The organism is Camelimonas sp. FR25 (assembly GCF_059740505.1).
Genome location: NZ_JCAWFG010000019.1, coordinates 1 through 19,476, shown reverse-complemented (window position 1 = coordinate 19,476; position 19,476 = coordinate 1). Strand labels below are relative to the sequence as shown.

Annotated in this window: 18 protein-coding genes; 11 read left to right on the top strand and 7 right to left on the bottom strand. The window is 69.1% G+C overall.

The annotated features are described in order from the left end of the window. Positions 1–42: 42 nt before the first annotated feature. Complete coding sequence (locus AC6A67_RS02100) at positions 43–2,169, bottom strand: S9 family peptidase (protein ID WP_498034874.1); 2,127 nt, start codon at positions 2,167–2,169, stop codon at positions 43–45. 339 nt (positions 2,170–2,508) lie between these two features. On the opposite strand from AC6A67_RS02100, the gene AC6A67_RS02095 reads away from it, so the two are divergent. Together AC6A67_RS02095 and AC6A67_RS02090 are read left to right on the top strand one after the other, a co-directional pair. Then, positions 2,509–2,688, top strand: coding sequence for a hypothetical protein (locus AC6A67_RS02095; protein ID WP_498034873.1), 180 nt, complete (start codon positions 2,509–2,511; stop codon positions 2,686–2,688). Positions 2,689–2,738: 50 nt separating this feature from the next. Continuing rightward, positions 2,739–3,659 carry a DUF6456 domain-containing protein gene (locus AC6A67_RS02090; protein ID WP_498034872.1) on the top strand — a complete coding sequence of 307 codons (921 nt, stop codon included), beginning with the start codon at positions 2,739–2,741 and terminating at the stop codon, positions 3,657–3,659. A gap of 28 nt (positions 3,660–3,687) precedes the next feature. On the opposite strand, the gene AC6A67_RS02085 is transcribed toward AC6A67_RS02090, so the two are convergent. Beyond that, positions 3,688–4,116, bottom strand: a complete 429-nt coding sequence (locus AC6A67_RS02085; protein ID WP_498034871.1) for a SufE family protein — start codon at positions 4,114–4,116, stop codon at positions 3,688–3,690. Between the two features lie 196 nt (positions 4,117–4,312). Further along, complete coding sequence (locus tag AC6A67_RS02080; protein WP_498034870.1) at positions 4,313–4,807, bottom strand: hypothetical protein; 495 nt, start codon at positions 4,805–4,807, stop codon at positions 4,313–4,315. 295 nt (positions 4,808–5,102) lie between these two features. On the opposite strand from AC6A67_RS02080, the gene AC6A67_RS02075 reads away from it, so the two are divergent. From AC6A67_RS02075 to AC6A67_RS02065, 3 genes are read left to right on the top strand one after another with little or no spacing between them, the layout of a single operon-like run. Next, positions 5,103–5,882, top strand: a complete 780-nt coding sequence (locus tag AC6A67_RS02075) for a sensor histidine kinase (RefSeq protein WP_498034869.1) — start codon at positions 5,103–5,105, stop codon at positions 5,880–5,882. After that, a complete protein-coding gene (locus AC6A67_RS02070; protein WP_498034868.1) occupies positions 5,875–6,846 on the top strand; it encodes a peptidoglycan-binding domain-containing protein in 972 nt (323 codons plus the stop codon). Before AC6A67_RS02075 ends, AC6A67_RS02070 begins: the two co-directional genes overlap by 8 nt. Positions 6,847–6,857: 11 nt before the next feature. Further along, positions 6,858–7,226 (top strand): DUF1491 family protein, encoded by a 369-nt coding sequence (locus AC6A67_RS02065; RefSeq protein ID WP_498034867.1) that lies wholly within the window; start codon positions 6,858–6,860, stop codon positions 7,224–7,226. A gap of 121 nt (positions 7,227–7,347) precedes the next feature. On the opposite strand, the gene AC6A67_RS02060 is transcribed toward AC6A67_RS02065, so the two are convergent. The 3 genes from AC6A67_RS02060 to AC6A67_RS02050 form a co-directional block, all read right to left on the bottom strand. Continuing rightward, on the bottom strand, positions 7,348–7,905 hold the full coding sequence (locus AC6A67_RS02060; protein WP_498034866.1) for a DUF1254 domain-containing protein: 558 nt from the start codon (positions 7,903–7,905) through the stop codon (positions 7,348–7,350). Next, positions 7,902–8,489: a DUF1214 domain-containing protein gene (locus AC6A67_RS02055; RefSeq protein ID WP_498034865.1), complete on the bottom strand. Its 588-nt coding sequence runs from the start codon at positions 8,487–8,489 to the stop codon at positions 7,902–7,904. Before AC6A67_RS02055 ends, AC6A67_RS02060 begins: the two co-directional genes overlap by 4 nt. A 77-nt stretch (positions 8,490–8,566) precedes the next feature. Further along, positions 8,567–10,861 (bottom strand): transglycosylase domain-containing protein, encoded by a 2,295-nt coding sequence (locus AC6A67_RS02050; protein WP_498034864.1) that lies wholly within the window; start codon positions 10,859–10,861, stop codon positions 8,567–8,569. A 218-nt stretch (positions 10,862–11,079) separates the two neighbouring features. Here AC6A67_RS02050 and AC6A67_RS02045 point away from each other — a divergent pair, with 218 nt between their 5' ends. After that, positions 11,080–11,628 (top strand): YcgN family cysteine cluster protein, encoded by a 549-nt coding sequence (locus AC6A67_RS02045; protein WP_498034863.1) that lies wholly within the window; start codon positions 11,080–11,082, stop codon positions 11,626–11,628. Positions 11,629–11,771: 143 nt separating this feature from the next. Here the strand turns inward: AC6A67_RS02045 and AC6A67_RS02040 are convergent, their stop codons facing one another. Then, complete coding sequence (locus AC6A67_RS02040) at positions 11,772–12,596, bottom strand: L,D-transpeptidase (RefSeq protein WP_498034862.1); 825 nt, start codon at positions 12,594–12,596, stop codon at positions 11,772–11,774. A gap of 284 nt (positions 12,597–12,880) precedes the next feature. On the opposite strand from AC6A67_RS02040, the gene AC6A67_RS02035 reads away from it, so the two are divergent. From AC6A67_RS02035 to AC6A67_RS02015, 5 genes are all read left to right on the top strand, one after another. After that, complete coding sequence (locus tag AC6A67_RS02035; protein WP_498034861.1) at positions 12,881–13,555, top strand: transglutaminase-like domain-containing protein; 675 nt, start codon at positions 12,881–12,883, stop codon at positions 13,553–13,555. Positions 13,556–13,797: 242 nt separating this feature from the next. Beyond that, positions 13,798–14,619 carry a lytic murein transglycosylase gene (locus tag AC6A67_RS02030; RefSeq protein WP_498034860.1) on the top strand — a complete coding sequence of 274 codons (822 nt, stop codon included), beginning with the start codon at positions 13,798–13,800 and terminating at the stop codon, positions 14,617–14,619. Between the two features lie 2,031 nt (positions 14,620–16,650). After that, positions 16,651–16,986, top strand: a complete 336-nt coding sequence (locus AC6A67_RS02025; protein ID WP_498034859.1) for a hypothetical protein — start codon at positions 16,651–16,653, stop codon at positions 16,984–16,986. Further along, the gene (locus AC6A67_RS02020) at positions 16,967–18,232 is read left to right on the top strand and encodes a DNA-packaging protein (protein ID WP_498034915.1); all 1,266 of its coding nucleotides are present in this window, start codon (positions 16,967–16,969) and stop codon (positions 18,230–18,232) included. Before AC6A67_RS02025 ends, AC6A67_RS02020 begins: the two co-directional genes overlap by 20 nt. An 81-nt stretch (positions 18,233–18,313) precedes the next feature. Then, a partial coding sequence (locus tag AC6A67_RS02015; protein WP_498034858.1) for a phage portal protein occupies positions 18,314–19,476 on the top strand: 1,163 nt, incomplete at its 3' end.

Here is a 19,476-nt window from a genome sequence, read left to right as displayed (position 1 = left end):
CTTGCGGGGCCCTTTTTGTATGTCGGCGCTATTCTGTCAGGGTCAGCTGGCGGCTGGCCGGTCAAATCCCCGGACGGCCTGCAGGGCGAAGGCATACATCAGCGCGACCTCCTTCAGGGTGTCGAAGCGGCCCGAGGCGCCGCCGTGGCCGGCCTCCATATTGATCTTGCACAGGATGGGGCCGCCGCCGGTCATGGCGGCGCGCAGGCGGGCGACCCATTTGGCCGGCTCCCAATAGGTGACGCGCGGGTCGGTGAGGCCGCCGAGCGCCAGGATGGCGGGATAGGCCTGGGCGCGGACCTGCTCATAGGGGGCGTAGGAGCGGATCAGGGCGAAGGCGTCTGCGCTCTCGCCCGGATTGCCCCACTCCGGCCATTCCGGCGGGGTGAGGGGCAGGCTGTCGTCGAGCATGGTGTTGAGCACGTCGACGAAGGGCACGTCGGCGATGATGCCGGCGAACAGCTCCGGCGCCAGATTGGCGATCGCTCCCATCAGCATGCCGCCGGCGCTGCCGCCATGGGCGACGATGCGGCCTGGCGCCGTATAGCCGGCCTCGGCCAGCGCGTGGCAGACCGCGATGAAATCGGTGAAGGTGTTGGTCTTGTGTTCGCGCTTGCCGTTGAGGTACCAGGCCCAGCCTTTCTCCGTGCCGCCACGGACATGGGCGATGGCGTAGACGAAGCCGCGATTGACCAGCGACAGCGGATTGGTGCGGAACGCCGCCGACATGGCGCTGCCATAGGCGCCATAGCCATAGACCAGGGCCGGCGCCGATCCGTCGATCGGCGTATCCTTGTGGTGCAGCAGCGACACGGGCACCAGCGCGCCATCCGGCGCCGTGGCGAAGATGCGGCGGGTGACATAATCCTGCGGGTCGTGCCCCGACGGCACCTCCTGCTGCTTGAGCAGGGTGCGGCTGCGGCTCGCCATGTCATAGGCGTAGGTCGCGGCGGGGGTGGTCAGCGAGGCGTAAGTGAAGCGGACCTCATTGGTGTCGAACTCAAGCCCGCTGTCGAGGCCAAGGCCATAGGCCTCTTCATCGAAGCTGATGGCGTGCTCCTCGCCGCTGGCCAGGTCGCGGATGATGATGCGCGGCCGGGCGTCCTCGCGCTCCATGCGGGCCAGATGGCGGGCGAAGGCCACATGCGACAGGATCATCACGCCGGGGCGGTAGGGCATGAGATCGCGCCAGTTGCTCCGGTCTGGGGCGCTGAGCGGCGCGGTGACCAGCTTGAAGTCTTCGGCGCCATCGGCGTTGGTGCAGATGATCAGCGCGTCGCCGTGGTGGTCGACGTCATACATCACCTGCGGCGTGCGGGCGGCGACCAGCTGGGGCGTGGCCTCGGCTGAGTGCAGGTCAACCAGCCAGGTCTCGCTGGTCTCATGGTCGCCGGCGCCGATCAGCAGGTAGCGGCCTGACTGGGTCTGGTCGAGATTGACGAACCAGCCGGCGTCGGCTTCCTCATAGATCAGCCGGTCGGATGCTTGCGGCTGGTCAAGGCGGTGCAGGAACACCTTGCTGGGCCGGTGATTGTCGTCGTTCATCACGTAGAAGAAGCCGGCGCTGTCGGCCTGCCAGACCAGCTCGCCGGTGGTGTCGACCACCACATCGTCAAGATCGGTGAAGCTGCCGTCGTCGCTCATCCGGCGCACGCGGATCGTGTAATATTCCGATCCCTTGTCGTCGAGGCTCCAGCCGATGTGGCTGAAATCGGGGGCGTGATCGGCGGCGGCGAGATCGAAGAACGGCTTGCCCTCGGCCAGGGCGTTGGCGTCGATGAGCACCTGTTCGGCGCCGCCAGCGCGGGGACGCCTGCAGACCAGGCCGTGCTCGGCCCCGGTTTCATAGCGCTCGTACCACAGCCATGGCCCATCGGGGGCCGGAACCTCGGCGTCGTCCTCGCGGATGCGGGCCCGCATTTCCTTGACCAGCTGCTTGCGCAGGGTGGCGACAGGGGCGAGCACCGCTTCGCAATAGGTGTTCTCGGCCTCGAGCACAGCGCGGATATCGGCGGGGAGCTTTTTCGGCTTCTTCAGCACCTCCTGCCAGTTGTCGGCCTTGAGCCAGGCGTAGTCGTCGCGCAGCTCATCCCCATGGATCAACCGGGTGGTGGGGCGCGCAGGGGTGACCGGGGCGACTGGCGGATTGGCGGGGCGGCTGGCGGACATGTGAAACCTGTTGCGAAGAGGGAGCGGACGACAGGAGCGGCTGGCGGCGGCTGGGGGGATCGCCAGCGGGGGCCGCGCGCCCAGGTTGGGGCGATGCTGACGCGGCTGGATGGCGAACCCTCGCCGCTGCGTGGCGAACAGCGCCTCAGCCTTGCATGACATGCGCCGCGCCTGTGGCGCAATCAAGATCGCCGCAGCAGGCTGGCAAGGCGCGGTGGGGGCGAGCGGCGAACAGGACGCTTGACTTGGATGTAGGATAAAGGAATAAATACCTATTAATGCTACGGGGCTGGCTCCGGGTCGCCCGGTTGGGGCTTTGGTGGTCGGCCAGACGAGGACATGAGGCTCAGGGCCATCCGCCATCCGCCAGGCGGCCTCGTCGCCAGGGTCGCCAAGGTCGCCAAGGTCGCCAAGGTCGCCAAGGTCGCCAAGGTCGCCAGGGTTGCGAGGCGCGATTGCGGCGCGCGGCGTGAGGCCAGGCTACCTTTTACGACGCCTCATTCCCCCTGCTTCTCCTGAGCATTGCCTCGCCATCACGGGCGCTACATCAGCATGAGAGGATAGCGAACATGGAACAAAAAGTGAACAACATCTGGGCCGGAGGGTCAGGCGATGCGGCGACGGGCGCCAGAGGCGGGGGGGCGCAGGGCGATCGAGGCGGCGTACGACGCAGCACGACGGCGGGGCGCGCCGGCGCTCAGGGCGCCGCCATGCTGGCCATGTTGCGCCGGCTGGCGCGCGCCCCAGCCACGCTGGCCCCGGCGCCGGACGGCGGCGGAGACTGGATGGTCTGCGTGGCGGCGAAGGCGGGCGGCGAGGCCGGGGCTGGGGTGAGCCTCGGCGGTGGGCTGGCGCCGGGGCGGCTGGTCAGCGCCATGCTGTCCGCCGGGCTACTGGAAGAGACAGGCGGCGCGCGGCGGCGTCTGGCGCTGTCGGACGCGGGGCGCGCGCATCTGGCGCGGGCGGAGGCGCCAGCACAGCCCTTCGCCGCGCAGCATCAGGACATTGGCATGGCCGGGATGTTCGTGGACGGGGCGCGCGTGCAGGTGGCGGTGAACCACAAGGAGAGCCCGCTGGCCTGGTTGCGGCGACGGCGTAGCCGCGATGGCGTGGCGTTGATCGATGAGGCGGCGTTTGTGGCGGGCGAGCGGCTGCGCGCCGATATGGAGCGGGCGCAGATGACGCCGCGCATGACGGTGGACTGGCTGCGACCTGGCCGGGGCGGCGGAGCGGGGGCGTTTGATCTTGGGGCCTCGGACCTCGCCATCGCCGCGCGCGTGCGGGTGCGACGGGCGCTTGACGCGGTGGGCCCGGAATTCGCCGGCTTGCTGGTCGACGTCTGCGGCTTCCTTAAGGGGCTGGAGCAGGTCGAACGCGAGCGTCGCTGGCCGGCGCGGGCCGGCAAGGTGGTGCTGGGCCTGGCGCTGGGGCGGCTGGCCAGCCATTACGGGCTCAGCAACCCGCGCGGCCGTGGCGCGCCGGGCGCATGAGCGCGACCAGCCGCTGGCCGCGACCGCCTCAGGCGCCGGCGAGGGCTGCGGCGGCGTCGGCCTTGATGCGGTTGACCATGGAATTGAGGCCGTTGGAGCGCTGCGGCGTCAAATGTTCGGCGAGGCCCAATTGCCGGAACAGCGCCTGGGCGTCGGCGCTGACGATCTCGCTGGCCGGGCGGCCAGAGAAGAAGGCGAGGGCCACGGCCACGAGGCCACGCACAATATGGGCGTCGCTGTCGCCGACGAAATGCAGCACGGCGCCGGACGGGGTCTGCTCGATGCGGCTCTCCAGCCACACCTGGCTGGCGCAGCCGCGCACCTTGTTGGCCTCGTTATGGGCTGCCTCAGGCAGCGGCGCCAGATCGCGACCGAGTTCGATCAGATAGCGGTAGCGGTCCTCCCAGTCGTCGAGAAAGGCGAAGTCATCGGTGATGGTCTGGATATCTGTCGCCATGAAGCTCTCGCACGCGCATGAGTTTGGGTCACGGCATCATTGGTCGGATGCAGTAACGATCGGGCGGGGCGCTCCGCGCGGACCGTGGTTGTGGTGCGACGCGGACGCGGCTCTTGCCCTGCTCCGGCCCTTTTACAGCTCGGGGGCGGGGCTGGCCATGGCTGATGTGGCCATGGCTGGCGCGCCTCAACTGGTATCAAGGGGCGCGGAGGGCGGCGCCTCGCGGCTCAGCTGTATCGGGCTTGGCGGTGGTGGACCTGGTGGCGCCGGGCCTGGCGACGGCGGGCGACGACGTGGGCCGGGGGCGCTCGGGCGGCGTCAGGCGCTGCGTCGCTGGCTGCGCGGGTTGGCTGTAAAGATCGCCGGAGCCGCCTTTGGCCGGGGGCGGCGATACGGTGACCTTGTCTGTCGTCGCTTCGTGGCGTGGGGATGATGGGCTCGTGGCTGGCAGCAGGGCCAGCAGCATCGGCAAGGCCGCCGCCAGCTGGCGCAGCATGCCGCTGTCGGAGGCGGGCGCGTGGTCGGTTGGGCGGGACGCGGATATCGCCCTGGCCGCCTCGGGCGCCAGCGTCTGGGCGCCGATGGCCAGCCTTGCCACGCCATCAAGCGTCTCACGCTCGCTCAGACCGTTGAGCGGCGACAGCAGATAGACGAGGGCGATGCACAGGGCGCATTTGATCAGGCGCATCATGGCGTGCTCCGTCGTTCTGGCCGGGCTGGCGGCCCGGGGTGGGCGGGGTCTGGCTGCGCTCGCCCCTGATCACCTTGCGGCAATGGCCGGGATGGCGCGGCGTCGACTGTGGATGGCTGACGCGAGGGCTACTGTTTCGCAAGCGCTTTAGCATTGCGTAAACGGGCCCGTGCCATTGTCCGGGAGCGTCGCGGTGCAAGCCGCAACGGAAGCGACGGCGACCACAGCGTGGCTGGGTCATGTTGAAGGAGCGGCGGGAGTGCGCACGCTTGCAGCAGCCAGGGTCCTGCGGGCCATGAGCTTGTTTTTCGGGGGTGCGGGCGCGCATGCGGCGCCGGCGGCCGCCGCGCGTGGCGACGAGGCGCATGCCCCGCACAACGACGCCATGGCCGTGCTCGGTCATGAATTACGCACGCCGCTGTCGGCTCTGATGGGCTACACGGAAATGCTGGCCGGGGCGGGCGATCTGACCGAGGCGCAGCGCCGCGCCTGGTCGGCCAACGCCCATGAAGCCGCCTGCCACCTCAATGCGCTGATCGCCGCCGCGCTCGACAGCGGCGCCCACGGCCTCGCCGCACCGTCCAGCGTGCGTGACGTGCTCGACGTCAACGCGCTGGCGCGGCTGTGCTGCGAGTTTGTCCGGCCTGACGCCGCCGCCCGTGGCGTCACCCTGTGCCCACCGCCGCCGGTGATCGGTCTCGATATGTATTGTGACCCGCGCGCGGTGCGGCAGATCCTGCTCAATCTTCTGTCCAACGCCATCAAATTCACCCCGCCTGGCGGCGAGGTGCGGGTGTGGATCAGCCGCAATGACGGCGATCTTTTGCTGTATGTCGCCGATACCGGCATTGGCCTTGAGGAATCCCGGCGGCGCGAGCAGACTGGCCTCGGGCTCGGCCTGACGCTGGTGCGCTCGCTCGCCAGCCTGCAGGGCGGCGGCCTCAGCATCGGGCCTGGCGACGGCGGCGGCACGCTCGCCTGCGTCACGCTGCCAGATGGCCTCACGCCCGCGACCAATGACACCAGCGCCGGAGCAACGGTCGCGACACAGATGATGGTGCCCTGCCTTGCGTGAAGCCCTCGCCAGTTCAAGAAATGACTTCATGCGCGCCGAGCGTCGTGATCCCCGCGCCTCCCAGCCGGCGGCTGGCTTTTCTGGTCAGCAAGGCGGCCATGCGGCGCGGCGGCATGGCGGCGAATTTGCCGGCGGGCGTCGTGGCGGGCGGGCCGGACTGATGTCCAGCGTCAGCTGGCTGGCGCCGATCCGCACCGGACGCCTGGCCCTGGGTGTGGTGGCGCTGACCGTGACGCTCGGCGTGATGATCAATGCGCTGGCGCTGCAGGATGGCGACCACCCCAATCCATTGTTTGGCTCGTTCAGCGGCGCCCAGCCGACCAGCGTCGGCCCCAGGGCCGCCGCCGTTCGCCCGGCTGAGGCGGTGGTGGCGCGTCCACCGGCGGCGCCTGTTGCGCGGTCACAGGCCAGCGCCGCCGCCAGCGCGCCAGCGAATGCTCCAACGAACGCATCTGCCAGCGGAACCGACCTGATCGCCGCGCAGCTGGCGGGGGGCGCCGCGACCGGTTCCGTCGCGCCGGCGCCCGTAGCGGCGGCGCGCAATCAGGATGCCATCGGCGATCTGCTGCGCGCCGGCGGCGCGCCGATGCCGCCGCAGCGGCCGGCGGCCAATGCAGGGGCCGGTGGCGCCGTCGCGAACAGTGCGCAGCCAGTTGCGGCGTCGGTCGCGGCTCAGGCAGGGGCGGTCGCCGCGCCCCTGGCCCCGTCGCCACAGGTTATGACGGCGCAAAAGCAGCTGGCGAGGCTCGGTTTTGGTCAGCTGGCCGCTGACGGCAAGATGGGGCCGGGGACCCGGGCGGCTATTGAGCGCTTCCAGAAGGCCAAGGGACTGCCGGTGACTGGCGAGCTGGGCCCGGCGACGTTGAAGGCGCTGTCGGCCAGCGGCGGCGTGGCGGCCCCGGCGGCCCGGGTGACGGCCTCTACGGCTGCGTCGGCCAGTGCGCCGCTGCCGCCGACGCGCTGACGGGAGAGGCGATGTCGGCACGCTTGCGCTCTGATTTCTGGGTGTCCGCCCATCTCCGTCGCTGTGCGGCAGCGGGGGTCGCCGCCACGCTGTTGCGGCGTGGCGCGGCGGAGGCCGGGGCGATCTTCGTGCGGCTCGACCTGATGGATGGCGCGGCCAGGCTGTTTGGACCGGCGCCGCAGGTGTTCGCCGCAGACGCCGATGATGGCGAACGGCTGTTCTCCGAGATCGCCCTGGCGGAGCCGACGCCGGCGGGCGCCTGGGAGAAATTGCAGCGTGAGCTGCGCTTCGATCCGGATCTATGGATTATCGATATTGACGACCGCGAGGGGCGGCATTTCCTGCCGCTGGCGCGCGAGCCAGGCGGGGCGGATAGCTGACGCCAGGATGCGAAGATACTGACGTATCCGCATGCTGAAATGCTCAGGCGCCGCAAGGGCTTAACCGGACCCCCGATGAGCCATGCTCATCGGGGGTCTGGTATGAAGCGGCCAAAGGGCGTCAGCCCTCGGGCAGGCAGGTGACGCTGGTCGTCGCCTCAACCGCTCGCTCCCGCCAGGCGGGCGAGGGCGGGATCGCCCGCGCCACCGCCAGCCCACGGTCGGTGGCCGAGACCACCTCGATCACCGCGTCATCGCTGTCCTCCTGCGCAATCAGCTGGCGCTCGTCGCGCTGCGCCGCCGTCATCACCAGCAAGGACAGCATGCCGCGCACCGCCGCCCGGTCGCTCAGCGAATAGATCACCCGACCGCCGCGGTCGTGGATCGACAGCGTCTGGGCTACGCCGGCGGCGGGCATGGTGATGCGCACCGGGCCATCAGCGAGCGAAAAGGCGCAGGCGGCGCGCGGCGTCAGCGGATCATCGCCCATCGCCCCTGGCCGGCCAAATTGCGCCGGGACGGGGGTGGCCTCGCCTTCTGCGCCGGCCAGCGCCAGTTGTGCGTACGCGTCGTGGCGGGCGACCAATGGTATGCGCAGCACCATCGTCAGATGGACGATGGCCCCCAGCAGCAGGCCGGCGATCACCGAGGCGAGCACATCAGACCAGCGTAGCGTCATGAGCAATGCTTTCGCCGGATCTCCGGCATCAGCCTGGCCGAGGCGCCGGGCCGGCTGGCGAAGCCCGTGGGGCTATCGTAGAGGCGCAGGGTCAGGCGGAAGGGGCTGCCTGCGGGCGTGGCCAGCCAGTCGCCGGGTTGCGGCGTGGCGGCGGCGGTGACGCGCACGCCGCCAGCGGCGTCACGCAGCAGGCCTTCCGAAGTCAACGCCATGGGTTGGGCCAGCGGGTCGCTCTGGGTGATGCGTCGGCTGCGACCGCTGGCCGACAGCCGGGTGACCGCAAGCGTCCATGTGCGGGCTTCCGGCGTACGACCGAGAATTTCATAGATGCAGCCGCCGCTGAGCCTTTCGCCGTCGCTGTCGGTCTCGGCGATCAGCTCAATGCCTTCGCCAGCGCCGAGCGGCAAAGCGGCGGTGCGGGCGATGACAGCCCGCATATAGGGATCGGGAGTTGGCGCGCCCGAGCCGGGCCAGGCCCGCCATGGCCCCAGCGTGATGGCTCCGGTGAGAGGGCGCTCGGCCAGCGCCAGCCAGGTTGCGCCGAAGCCGCTCGCCGCCGCCACCAGCAGTGTGATCAAGGTCATCAGGGCTAGCCGCACGGCGCATGGCTCCTGGCGGGCGGGCGCCTGCCTGACGTGTCACCTGGCGAGCGGAGCATGCCCTAGCCCTCCTTCGCCTGCAGCGGTCCCTCAGACCTGGGCGGCTGTGGGGGCAGCGCGTCGTGGCGCATGGTGACAGCGCCGTGGGGGTCGGCGGCGCCGCTGCGGCGTGGCGCGACGGCGCCGGAGGGTTCAGGACGGGTTGGGCGCGGGGCGACGGCTTCTGGCCCGCTGTGGCTGCGCGCGGCGTCCCGGAACAGTGCGCCGATGGCGGCAAGCGCCGCCGCGCTCTGGCTGGAGATGATCTCGGCGCCAAGCCGGCTGTCGGGCGCGGCGGCCACTGCGGCGGGTGTGGCGGCGGCGGGCGGCGGCGCTGGCTCGACGCCTGGCAGGGTGACCAGCTTCGCCGAACGGTGCAGCGGCTCCATGATCTCGCGCCAGGTTTGGGCTGGCAATGTGCCGCCGGTCATGCGGTTGGTGGAGGCGTAATCGTCGTTGCCCATCCAGATGACGCCGACGTAATTGCCGGTGTAGCCGGCGAACCAGGCGTCGCGATAGGCGTTGGTGGTGCCGGTCTTGCCGGCGACCCGCACGCCGTCGATGCGGGCGCGGCGGCCTGTGCCTTCCTCCACCGCCTTGGTCAGCATCTGGTTGATCTCCTGGGCGACTTTCTCGGGCAGGACGCGCTCGGGTTTGGCGGCGTCGCGCGCTTGCGACCACAGGACCTCATCATGGCTGTTGCGGATCTCGGCGGCGCTGAAGGCGTCGGCGCGGAAGCCGCCATTGGCGAATGTCGCCATGCCGGAGGTGTGCTCGATGATCTTCACCTCGGCCGAGCCGATGGGCAGGGAGGTGCTGTCGCGCAGCTCGTGCCTGAGCCCCATGGCTTTGGCCTGGGCGATGATGCGGGCGCGGCCGATGCGGGCGTTGCCCTTGCCGAGCAGGATCGACAGCTTCACCGGGATCGAATTGATCGATTTGACCAGCGCCGTAGTCAGCGGCATGGCGCCCGAGAAGGAGCGGCCATAATTGGCCGGGCACCAGTTGCCGATGCACACCGGGCTGTCGATGACCGTGCTGGTGGGGGTGACCACCCCCGCCAGCAACGCCGTGGCGTAGACATAGGGCTTGAACGACGAGCCTGGCTGGCGCAGCGAGTCGGTGGCGCGGTTGAACTGGCTGGCGCCGTAGTCACGGCCGCCGACCAGCGCCCGCACCGCGCCATCTGGCTCCATCACCACGATGCCGGCCTGGCTTGCGCCCCATTGCGCCCCAAACTGGCGCAAACTGTTTTCAACGGCGGCTTCGGCGCTGCGTTGCGCCAGCGGGTCGAGGGTGGTGCGCACGGTGAGCACGCGTTCATCGCCCAGCTTGCCCGCCTCGGCCATGGCGCGAACCTGGTCATAGGCCCAGTCGAGGAAATAATCCGGGCTGAAATCGCGCTTGCGCTCCAGCGCGGTGGCGGGATTGCGGCGCGCCGACGCCACCTGGCCGGCGGTCAGCATGCCGGCGTCGACCATGGCGTCGAGCACGTCATTGGCGCGGGCGCGGGCCGCCGGCAGATTGACGTGCGGGGCGTAGCGTGACGGCGCCTTGAACAGGCCGGCGAGGATGGCGGACTCCGCCAGCGTCAGGTCCCGCGCCGATTTGCCGAAGTAGAAGTCGGCGGCGGCGGCGGCGCCGAAATTGCCAGCGCCCATGTAGACGCGGTCGAGATACAGTTTGAGGATCTGCTGCTTGCTGAGGCGCGCCTCGAGAAACAGCGCCAGGAACGCCTCATTGATCTTGCGCTCCAGCGAGCGCTCATTGCTGAGGAAGATGTTTTTGGCCAGCTGCTGGGTGATGGTCGAGCCGCCCTGGACGACGCCGGATGAATTGGCGTTGACGCTGAGCGCCCGTGCGGTGCCGACCGGGTCAACGCCATAATGGTCGAAGAAGCGACGGTCTTCGGTCGCCAGCACGGCGCTGATGAAATGGTCGGGGTAGTCGCCGAGCTCAAGCGCGTCATTCTGACGGATGCCGCGACGCCCGACCTCTTCGCCATAGCGATCAAGGAAGGTGACGGCGAGTTCGCTCTGCTTCAGCCATTTGTCGTTCTGCGTCATGCGGAAGGCTGGCTGGGCCAGCGCCGCCAGCACGATGCCTGCGCCGACGCTGAGGGTGAGGGTCTCGCAGGCGATCTCGGTCATGACGCGGGCGCCGCCGCGCACCGCGAGGCGATCGGTGATATCGCGCCAGCCGCGCCACGCTTCGCCAATAGCGGCGCCCAGCGCATAGAGGCCGGAATCAAGACGCGCGTCGAGGGCCAGCGCCGCGCGCCGTATCCTAGCGGTCAGTGATCCCCTTTGTGGCGTCACCTGATGCGATCCTCCGGGCTGCCTGGGCCGCGCGTCGCGGTCCTGCATGTCCCTGGTTGAGTATAGCAGGGCGCCGGAAGGGGCGTCAGTCGCAACACCGGCCGATGGCGTGCTTTGGTTAAGGACGTTGCATTCCGGCAAGGGGTGCGGCACTAGACCCGGTTCCGGCAGGGCGCCAGCCATGGCGGGGCGGAAGCCGAATGACGGGACAGGACAACATGAGCACAGACAGCGCAGCGCCGCCCTTCTGGCGCACCACGTCGCTGGAGGACATGTCGGACCAGCAATGGGAGAGCCTGTGCGACGGCTGTGGCCGCTGCTGCCTGATCAAGCTTGAGGATGAGGACAGCGGCCGCATCTATTACACCGATGTCGGCTGCCGCCTGCTCGATGGCGACAGCTGCCGCTGCCGCGACTATCCCAACCGCCAGGCCCAGGTGCCCGACTGCGTCCGGCTGACGCCGGAGACCGTGCGCAGCCTGAGCTGGTTGCCGCCGACCTGCGCCTACCGGCTGGTGCGTGAGGGTCAGGATCTGCCGTGGTGGCACCCGCTGGTGTCGGGCGACCCGGAGACGGTGGTCGCCGCCGGGGTGTCGGTGCGCGGCAGGCTGTCAGGCTCGGAGCAGGAGATGGAGCCGGACGAGCTTATCGAGCGCATCGTGCAATGGCCGGACCGGGTCCCGCGCCGGTCGCGGGCACCAGCCGGCGGAGCGACGCCGCCAGGGGTGGTGGCGGCGCGGATGGGGCGCAAGGCGCGGCGGCGCTGATTTGCAGGACGGCGACGCGGATAGCGTCGCCGTTGTTGTGTGGGCGGGCGCCAGTGCCAGCCCAGGCTCTGGACGAGACGCCTCAGTATCGGTGGGCGCCGCTGGCACGGATGGCGATGGAGGCCTCCGCCCCTGGCAGGCGCTTATCCGGTCGGCTGGCTGTGTGCGGCCGCCGTTTGTCCCCGGGGACGGCGCGGACGTGCTGCGGCGCCAGGCTGGGTCATGCCATTGTGACCAGGGCCGCTGAGCACCACCACTTTGGCACCCACCGGGGTGCGGCGGTAGAGATCGATAATGTCCTGATTGACGAGGCGAATACAGCCGGAGGACACGCGCGTGCCGATGGTGTGCGGCTCGGTGGTGCCGTGAATGCGGAACAGCGTGTCCCTGCCGTTCTGCCACAGATACAGGGCGCGGGCGCCCAAAGGGTTGCGCAGGCCGCCGGGGACGCCGACGCCGCTCGGCAATTTGGTGACGATGCGCTTCAGCTCGGGCTGCCGCTCGATCATCTCCTTTGGCGGATACCAGTCCGGCCACTCCTGCTTGCTGTTGATGGTGGCCTCGCCCGACCAGCCAAAGCCTTCGCGGCCGACGCCGACGCCATAACGGATAGCCTTGCCGCCTTGTTCAACCAGATAGAGATAGCGCCGGGCCGGATCGACGACCAATGTGCCAGGCGCTTCCGGCCCGGCGTAGCTCACCCGACGGCGCAGGAACTCCGGCTTGATGACGCCCGCGCGGACGCCGGGGATGGGGAAGCGGTCGGTGTCGATGGGCGCATACATCGCCTCATAATCGGCCGGCGTCGGATCGCTGAGCATGGGGTCGGCGGGGACAGGCGGCGGCGCGGCCGGCCCTGCGCCTTTGCCAAGTTCGCTCTCGAGGCTGCCGCGCGACCTGGTCTGGCAGGCGGCGAGGGCGAGCGTGGACGCTGCGACAACAAACAGACGACGGGAAACAACCTGCATGACAGCTCCGGCGGACGGAACGCCCGGCGAAGGGCGGGCGTTCCGGATTCTGGCGCGCGCCGCGCCGGTGAGGGCGGCGATATGCGGCGCATGTGCTTGCGATACCATGGGGTTTGTGTCGGGAGCGCCGACTGGGGTGACGATGGCGTATTCAACTACGCGTCGCAACGTATCCTGGCCATATTTGGCGGCATCTGCTGCGAAAACCCGCTGTCACCATACGCAGGTTGACGACCTGGTTGGCCCTTGTGACATTCTGGCGTCACTGACAGGGAGAGAAATGCATGATCGAGGACGAATTCCGGCTGTGGACCGCGCCGGGCGACTATGTTGATTCGGATCATCCGGAGGTCATTGCTTTCGCCGAACGGGTGGTGAGCGGCGCCGATACGCCGAAGGCGAAGGCCCAGGCGCTGTATTTCGCCGTGCGTGATCTGTTTTACGACCCCTATGTCACCTGGGGGCCGGAGGTGTTTCGCGCGTCCGCCGTGCTGGCCGCCGGCCGCGGCTATTGCGTCGGCAAGGCGTCCCTGCTGGCGGCGGCCTGCCGGGCGGTGGGCGTGCCGGCGCGTGTCGCCTTCGCTGACGTGACCAACCATCTGGCGACGCCGCAGCTGATTGAACGCATGGGAACCGACCAGTTTTACTGGCATGGCTTCACGGAAGTTGCGCCAGAGGGACGCTGGATCAAGGTGAGCCCGACCTTCAACGCCTCGCTCTGCGCCAGACTCGGCGTGCAGACGCTGGATTTTGACGGTGAGAACGATGCGCTGCTGCAGCCGTTTGATGGCGCTGGCAATGCGTTCATGGGCTATCTCGGCCAGCATGGCGCGTTTCATGACGTGCCGATCAAGCACATCATGCGCGAGATGGCGTTGCGCTATCCGAAGCCGATGACCCGCGATGGCGGGGCGAAGCCGGACATGGAAGCGGAAGCCGCCGCCATGGCGTTGGGGTAAGGCGGAAAGGGGCGCACACAGGGGACGCCTGATGGGGCGCATACCGGGGCGGAAGCGTGCGCCGGCGCGCCGCAATCGCCCGATCTGCATCGCAAAAGGCGCCGTCTGTTTACTTTTCTGTCACCCTGTTTCTGATTTGATGGCGTCTGAGCGGGACAGACGCACGCTGCCCCGGAACCTGCCGCTGCCTGGCGCAGTTGAGCAGGGGGCTTGGCGAAGGCCACAGGGAACTGGAGCGGCAGATGAACGGCGCAAGGACATTCGTGATGACGGCGATCGCCGGAGCGGCGCTCGCTCTGGCGGTCAGCGGCGCTCAGGCGGCGCAGTGCGGCAATGGCCCGGAGGGTTACGGCCAGTGGTTGGCGGAGTTCAAGCGCGAGGCCGCCGCCGCTGGCATCAGGCCGCAGGTCATCAACGCCGCGCTGTCTGACGTCGCCTATGACCGCCGTATCATCGGCCTTGACCGTAACCAGAAGCACTTCAGGGTCAGCTTCGAACAGTTCATCAAAAACCGGGTGAGCAGCGGGCGCATCAACAAGGGCAAGCAGATGATGCGGGTCCACGCCAACACCTTGCGCCGGATTGAGCAGCAGTTTGGCGTGCCGGGCGAGATCGTCGTGGCGATCTGGGGCATGGAGACTGACTATGGGGCGGTGCGCGGCAATACGCCCGCCTTCCGGGCGCTGACCACGCTGGCCTACGACTGCCGCCGCACTGACTTCTTTACGCGCCAGCTGATGGACGCCCTGCGGGTGGTGCAACGTGGTGATCTCACGCCGCAGCAGATGCGCGGCGCCTGGGCGGGCGAGGTCGGCCAGGCCCAGTTCATGCCGTCGGCCTATTATCGCTACGCGGTCGATTTTGACGGCAACGGCCACGCTGATCTCATCAACAGCTCGACCGATACGTTGGGTTCGATCGCCAATTACCTGAAGGGGCACGGCTGGGCGCGGGGGGCTGGATATCATCCGGGCCAGCCGAATTTCTCGGTGATGCGTGAATGGAACCGGGCGGAGGTTTATGCCCGGGCGCTTGGGTATTTCGCTGACAAGCTCAAGGACTGAGTGGCGGCGGGCGCGGTCGCCGTGGTCGCCGCGGGCGCTGCAGGAGAGCAGGTGACGGGGCCGCAATAGCTGCGGCTTCTGAGCCAGCGCGGCGGCGCGACGTGCTTGACAGCGTGACGATGTTCTGCTAATGTTCTCATACGCTCCGGAATTGTAGCTGGAGGGCGCGGCTGCAGGTTTCTGTGGCTGGCGTTGCGGGTTCTTGTGGTGTTGGCTTTGGCTTTGGCCTTTGGCGACGGGAGCCTCCGTGGCTTTCGCCCGCGTGAATTGTGCCGAGTGATTTGTGCCAAGTCACTTGTGCTGAGTGATTTGCCCGCTTGTGCGGACGCCGTGAGCGCCCCAAGCTGTTTGGCGACTTTAGTGGAACTGCTTGGCGTTGTTTGGTGGGGCGTCTGCCGGTCCAACGGGGCTGGAGTTCCCGTTTTCATGGGTATGGTTGTTGGGGGCTTTGGCGGGTTGAGGATGCGTGAACTTGGGGCGGTGGGGGCCTGAACAGGTGCGGGCCGGATGCTCGCCTCGCTCGGTTCTGGCGCGCTAGCTTGGTTTTCAAGCATTTGCTCGTCTATTGTTGGTTGAAGGACCCCTTGGCCAGCTTCTGGCTGGCCCCCGTTTGGGCCCCCGTTTCGGCCCCCCGCTTGTCCGCCCCGCTTGCCCCCCACTTGGGCACCAGCGTGGGGGCGTTCCTTTGGGCGCGCGATTGGCGTGGTTACGGGCGGGTCAGGGCGGATGGCGGCTTTGAGTCAGGGCGGGCGGCGTAGGCGATGTTCCGTTAGGCTTGACCTGCATGGGGCGGCTCTGGGGATTGGCGTCTTTGGCTCGGCCGCGTGGTGGACTTGTGAGCTTGAGGGCTTGAGGGCTTGAGGGCTTGGGGGCTCGCGTTGGTTGAATGTGATTGTGGATGGGCTGCATCGGTTGATGCGGCCTTTTTTGTTGCCTGTCTGGCGGGGCGATGGTCGGCGCTGGGGCGTTGTTCTGGCTTGCGCGCTGACGCCGCCGGTTTGCGCCGCAGGGCTTTTCGGTAACTCGGAAACGTTTGCTTGCTCAGGATGTCCGCTCTGCATGGAGGCGGCGTGCATGGAGACGGCGTGCCTGGGGCGAGGCTGACAACTCGGAACATGCCGTGACGTGCCTGAGTGGTGGCTGATTGGCGTGCTGGCGCATGGGCGGTTCGGCGATGTTTGCTGTGACGGGCGGGGCTGGTCTGTCTGGCTTGGCCTGGTCTGGTCTGGACTGGTCGGGCAGGGCGGGCGCCGCTGGGTGGCGGGCGGCGCGTTGTTCGGGGCGCTGCTACGCGGCGTCGTGCCTGGCGAGGGGAGGCTGGCGATGGTTGGCCACGGGACGGGGCGTCGTCAGGCGACGGGCGGCAGGGCGGCGGGGCGTGTGGCTGGGTGTGGCGACGCTGACGGGGTGACAGTGGCGGCGCTCATGCGGGCGCGGCGACGGTTTGAATGCGGGGCCGCGACGTTGGCTGAGCTGGCGCAAGCGCTTGGTGTGTCGCGTCGGCGCATGACGACGATCCGTCGGCAGCAAGCATGGCGGCGTACCGGCGAAGCAGCGCCGGTTGGCGCTGAGGCGGTAGTTTTTGAGGCGCAGGGCGCTGAGGCGGGGTTAGCTGGGGCGGTGGGCGCTGAGGCGGCCTGCGCTGGAGCAAAGAGTGCTTCGCTGGATGGGATAGACCGTCGTCGTTCGCGATCCTTCGTGGCCAGCGCCGTTGAGGTGGCGGCTGGCGGTTGCAGCGAAGGCGATGGTGGGCTGGGCGTTGACGGGCAGAAGGCGACGCGAGGGCGCCCCGGCAGGGTGCGACGGCGTACGGGAACGGAGCCGTCAGGCTTGACGCAGCTTGGCGCGTCGGCGGCGGACGCGGCGGCGCTGACGGGCGGAGATGTGTCGGTTGCTGATGATGGCGGGATGCTGGCGGCTGGGGCTGGGCTTCGGCGGCGAACAGCCCGGAAGGCTTCGGGGCTGGCTGCGAGCACGCCTGCGGCGCGGCGGCAATTGGTGGCGCGGCTGTGGGCGGCTGCGGATCGCCATATGACAGAGATCGAGACGGCGCTGGCCAATGCGCCGGGCGATGGCGCAGCGCGGGAGCGGGAGGCGCGGCTGATGGCCATGCTGGTGCGCGTCGCTGCAGGATTGTCGGCGCTGGAGCGGAGCGGCGGCGCAGGCGGCGCTGGTGGCGCGGCGGGCGCGAGCCCGGCTGGCGCTGGGGATGGGACTTTGGCTGCGGAGCCGGTGGCGGGCATGGAGGGCGCGGGCGATGCAGCCGACGCAGGATTGCCCGACGACATCGACAGCTTCCGCCGCGAGCTTGAAGGCCGCATTGCTGCGCTGCGCGGCGGACGGATTGCTGACGGCCTTTCTGAATGAGCTGTCGCCGCAGGCCCTGGCGCGGCTGGCGGCCGACTGGCCGCTGTTCGCCCGGCCTGACCAATTGCCGCCGGCTGGCGACTGGACCATCTGGCTGATGATCGGCGGTCGTGGGGCCGGCAAGACCCGGGCCGGCGCCGAATGGGTGCGCGGCATGGCGCTCGGTCTGCCGCCATTCGCCGGCGAGCCGCATGGGCGCATTGCACTGGTGGGCGAGACCTATGCCGATGTGCGTGACGTGATGATTGAGGGTGTCTCGGGCCTGTTGTCGCTGGGTGGCGGCGAGCGACCGCTGTGGTCGCCGACGCGGCGGCGGCTGCAATGGCCCAATGGCGCCATCGCCCAGGCCTTCTCGGCGGAAGATCCGCAAGGTTTGCGCGGGCCGCAGTTTGCGGCGGCCTGGTGTGATGAGTTGTGCAAATGGCGCAACGCCCAGCAGGCGTGGGACATGCTGCAGTTCGGCTTGCGGCTCGGGCGCCGCCCGCGTCAGCTGGTCACCACGACGCCGCGACCGATGCCGTTGCTACGCGCCCTGCTCGGTGATCCGCGCGCGGTGGTGAGCCGGGCGCGGACGCGCGACAACGCCGCCAATCTGGCGCCTGCATTTTTGCAGGCTGTGGTGGGGCGCTATGCCGGCACCCGGCTCGGGTTGCAGGAGCTCGATGGTGAGATGGTGGAGGAGCGCGCCGACGCCTTGTGGTCGCGCGCCGGGATCGAGGCGGCGCGCGCTGCTGCGCCGCCGCCGCTGGCGCGGCTGGTGGTGGCGGTCGATCCGCCCGCCAGCGCGGGCAGCCGCGCTGACCGCTGTGGCGTCGTCGCCGCCGGCGTCGACAGCGCCGGCATCGTCTATGTGCTTGAGGACGCGACCATTGAGCGGGCTTCGCCCGCCGCCTGGGCCGCCCGCGCCATCGCCGTCTATCACCGGCTGGAAGCAGATGCGCTGGTGGTGGAGGTGAACCAGGGCGGCGACATGGCGATCGCGGTGTTGCGTCAGTGCGACGCCGGCGTGCCGGTGACGCCGGTGCGGGCGACGCGCGGCAAATATATCCGCGCAGAGCCGGTGGCGGCGCTCGGGGAACAGGGGCGGCTCAAGTTCTGCGGCCAGTTCACTGCGCTTGAGGATGAATTGTGTGACTTCGGCCCGGACGGGCTCTCTGGCGGGCGCTCTCCGGACCGGCTCGACGCCATGGTGTGGGCGGTGACTGCGCTGTTGGGCGGGGCGACGCCACGCATCAGGTCGTTGTGAGGCTGCGCTGGCGGTCGGCTGGTTGTCGGCCTGCGCCGGCTGTGACGGCAGATTTCGTTTCACCACGCAGGAGAATTCGCCATGGCGGGATTGTTGGCGCGGTTATTCGGGCGCCTGGGGCCAGGCGTAGCTGCGGGACCGACGCCCGCTTCGCCTGGCGCAGGCCCCGATGAGCGTCGTGCGCTGCCGCTCGCCGCCATGAGCGGCTGGCTGGGGCATGGGACGTTCGCGCCGCGCCCCAGGGATTTTGGCGCGCTGGCGCGCGAGGGCTATCAGGCCAACGCCATCGCCCATCGCTGCGTGCGGCTGATCAGCGAGGCGGCGGCGGCGACGCCTCTGTTGTTGTACAAGGGCGACCGGGAGCTGGCGACGCATCCGCTGCTCGATCTGCTGGCCCGACCAAATCCGCAGCACAGCGGCGCCACCTTGCTGGAGACGGTGTTCGGGCACTTGATGGTGGCGGGCAACGCTTATCTTCATGTGACTGAGGTCGACGGGACGCCGCGCGAGATGCATGCGTTGCGGCCCGATCGTATGCAGGTGGTGGTGGGCGACGACGGCTGGCCGGCCGGCTGGGATTATCGCGCCGGGGCGCGGACCACGCGGTTTGTGGCGCAGCCGGGCCAGTTGAGCCCGGTGCTGCACCTCAAACAGTTTCATCCGACGGATGACCATTATGGCTTTTCGCCCATGCAGGCGGCGGCGCAGGCGCTCGATTTGCACAATGCCGCCGCCCACTGGAACACGGCGTTGCTGGAGAATGCGGCGCGCCCCTCTGGCGCGCTGGTCTATGCCGGACCGCAAGGCGCCAGCCTGACCGACGCCCAGTTCCAACGGCTGCGTGGCGAGATGGAGGCGCAGTATCAGGGCGCGGCCAATGCCGGCCGGCCTTTGTTGCTGGACGGCGGGCTTGACTGGAAGCCGCTGTCGCTGACGCCACGGGATATGGATTTTACCGAGGCGCGCGCCGCGGCGGCGCGCGAGATCGCTCTGGCGCTGGGGACGCCGCCGCTGGTGCTCGGGCTGCCAGGCGACAGCACCTACAGCAATTACGCCGAAGCCAACCGCGCCTTCTGGCGGCAGACAATCCTGCCGCTGGTCCAGCGCAGCGCCGCCAGCATCACCCATTGGCTGTCGCCGGCGTTTGGCGAGGATCTGCGGCTCGCGCCTGATCTCGACGCCATTGAGGCGCTGGCGCTGGAGCGGGAGTCGCTGTGGCGTCGGGTGAGCGCCGCCAGCTTTCT

Bases quoted from the DNA above. Each gene is read 5' to 3' on its own strand.
- AC6A67_RS02100 (WP_498034874.1), bottom strand. From the start codon at position 2,169: ATGTCCGCCAGCCGCCCCGCCAATCCGCCAGTCGCCCCGGTCACCCCT.
- AC6A67_RS02095 (WP_498034873.1), top strand. From the start codon at position 2,509: ATGAGGCTCAGGGCCATCCGCCATCCGCCAGGCGGCCTCGTCGCCAGG.
- AC6A67_RS02090 (WP_498034872.1), top strand. From the start codon at position 2,739: ATGGAACAAAAAGTGAACAACATCTGGGCCGGAGGGTCAGGCGATGCG.
- AC6A67_RS02085 (WP_498034871.1), bottom strand. From the start codon at position 4,116: ATGGCGACAGATATCCAGACCATCACCGATGACTTCGCCTTTCTCGAC.
- AC6A67_RS02080 (WP_498034870.1), bottom strand. From the start codon at position 4,807: ATGATGCGCCTGATCAAATGCGCCCTGTGCATCGCCCTCGTCTATCTG.
- AC6A67_RS02075 (WP_498034869.1), top strand. From the start codon at position 5,103: ATGAGCTTGTTTTTCGGGGGTGCGGGCGCGCATGCGGCGCCGGCGGCC.
- AC6A67_RS02065 (WP_498034867.1), top strand. From the start codon at position 6,858: ATGTCGGCACGCTTGCGCTCTGATTTCTGGGTGTCCGCCCATCTCCGT.
- AC6A67_RS02060 (WP_498034866.1), bottom strand. From the start codon at position 7,905: ATGACGCTACGCTGGTCTGATGTGCTCGCCTCGGTGATCGCCGGCCTG.
- AC6A67_RS02055 (WP_498034865.1), bottom strand. From the start codon at position 8,489: ATGACCTTGATCACACTGCTGGTGGCGGCGGCGAGCGGCTTCGGCGCA.
- AC6A67_RS02045 (WP_498034863.1), top strand. From the start codon at position 11,080: ATGAGCACAGACAGCGCAGCGCCGCCCTTCTGGCGCACCACGTCGCTG.
- AC6A67_RS02040 (WP_498034862.1), bottom strand. From the start codon at position 12,596: ATGCAGGTTGTTTCCCGTCGTCTGTTTGTTGTCGCAGCGTCCACGCTC.
- AC6A67_RS02035 (WP_498034861.1), top strand. From the start codon at position 12,881: ATGATCGAGGACGAATTCCGGCTGTGGACCGCGCCGGGCGACTATGTT.
- AC6A67_RS02030 (WP_498034860.1), top strand. From the start codon at position 13,798: ATGAACGGCGCAAGGACATTCGTGATGACGGCGATCGCCGGAGCGGCG.
- AC6A67_RS02025 (WP_498034859.1), top strand. From the start codon at position 16,651: ATGACAGAGATCGAGACGGCGCTGGCCAATGCGCCGGGCGATGGCGCA.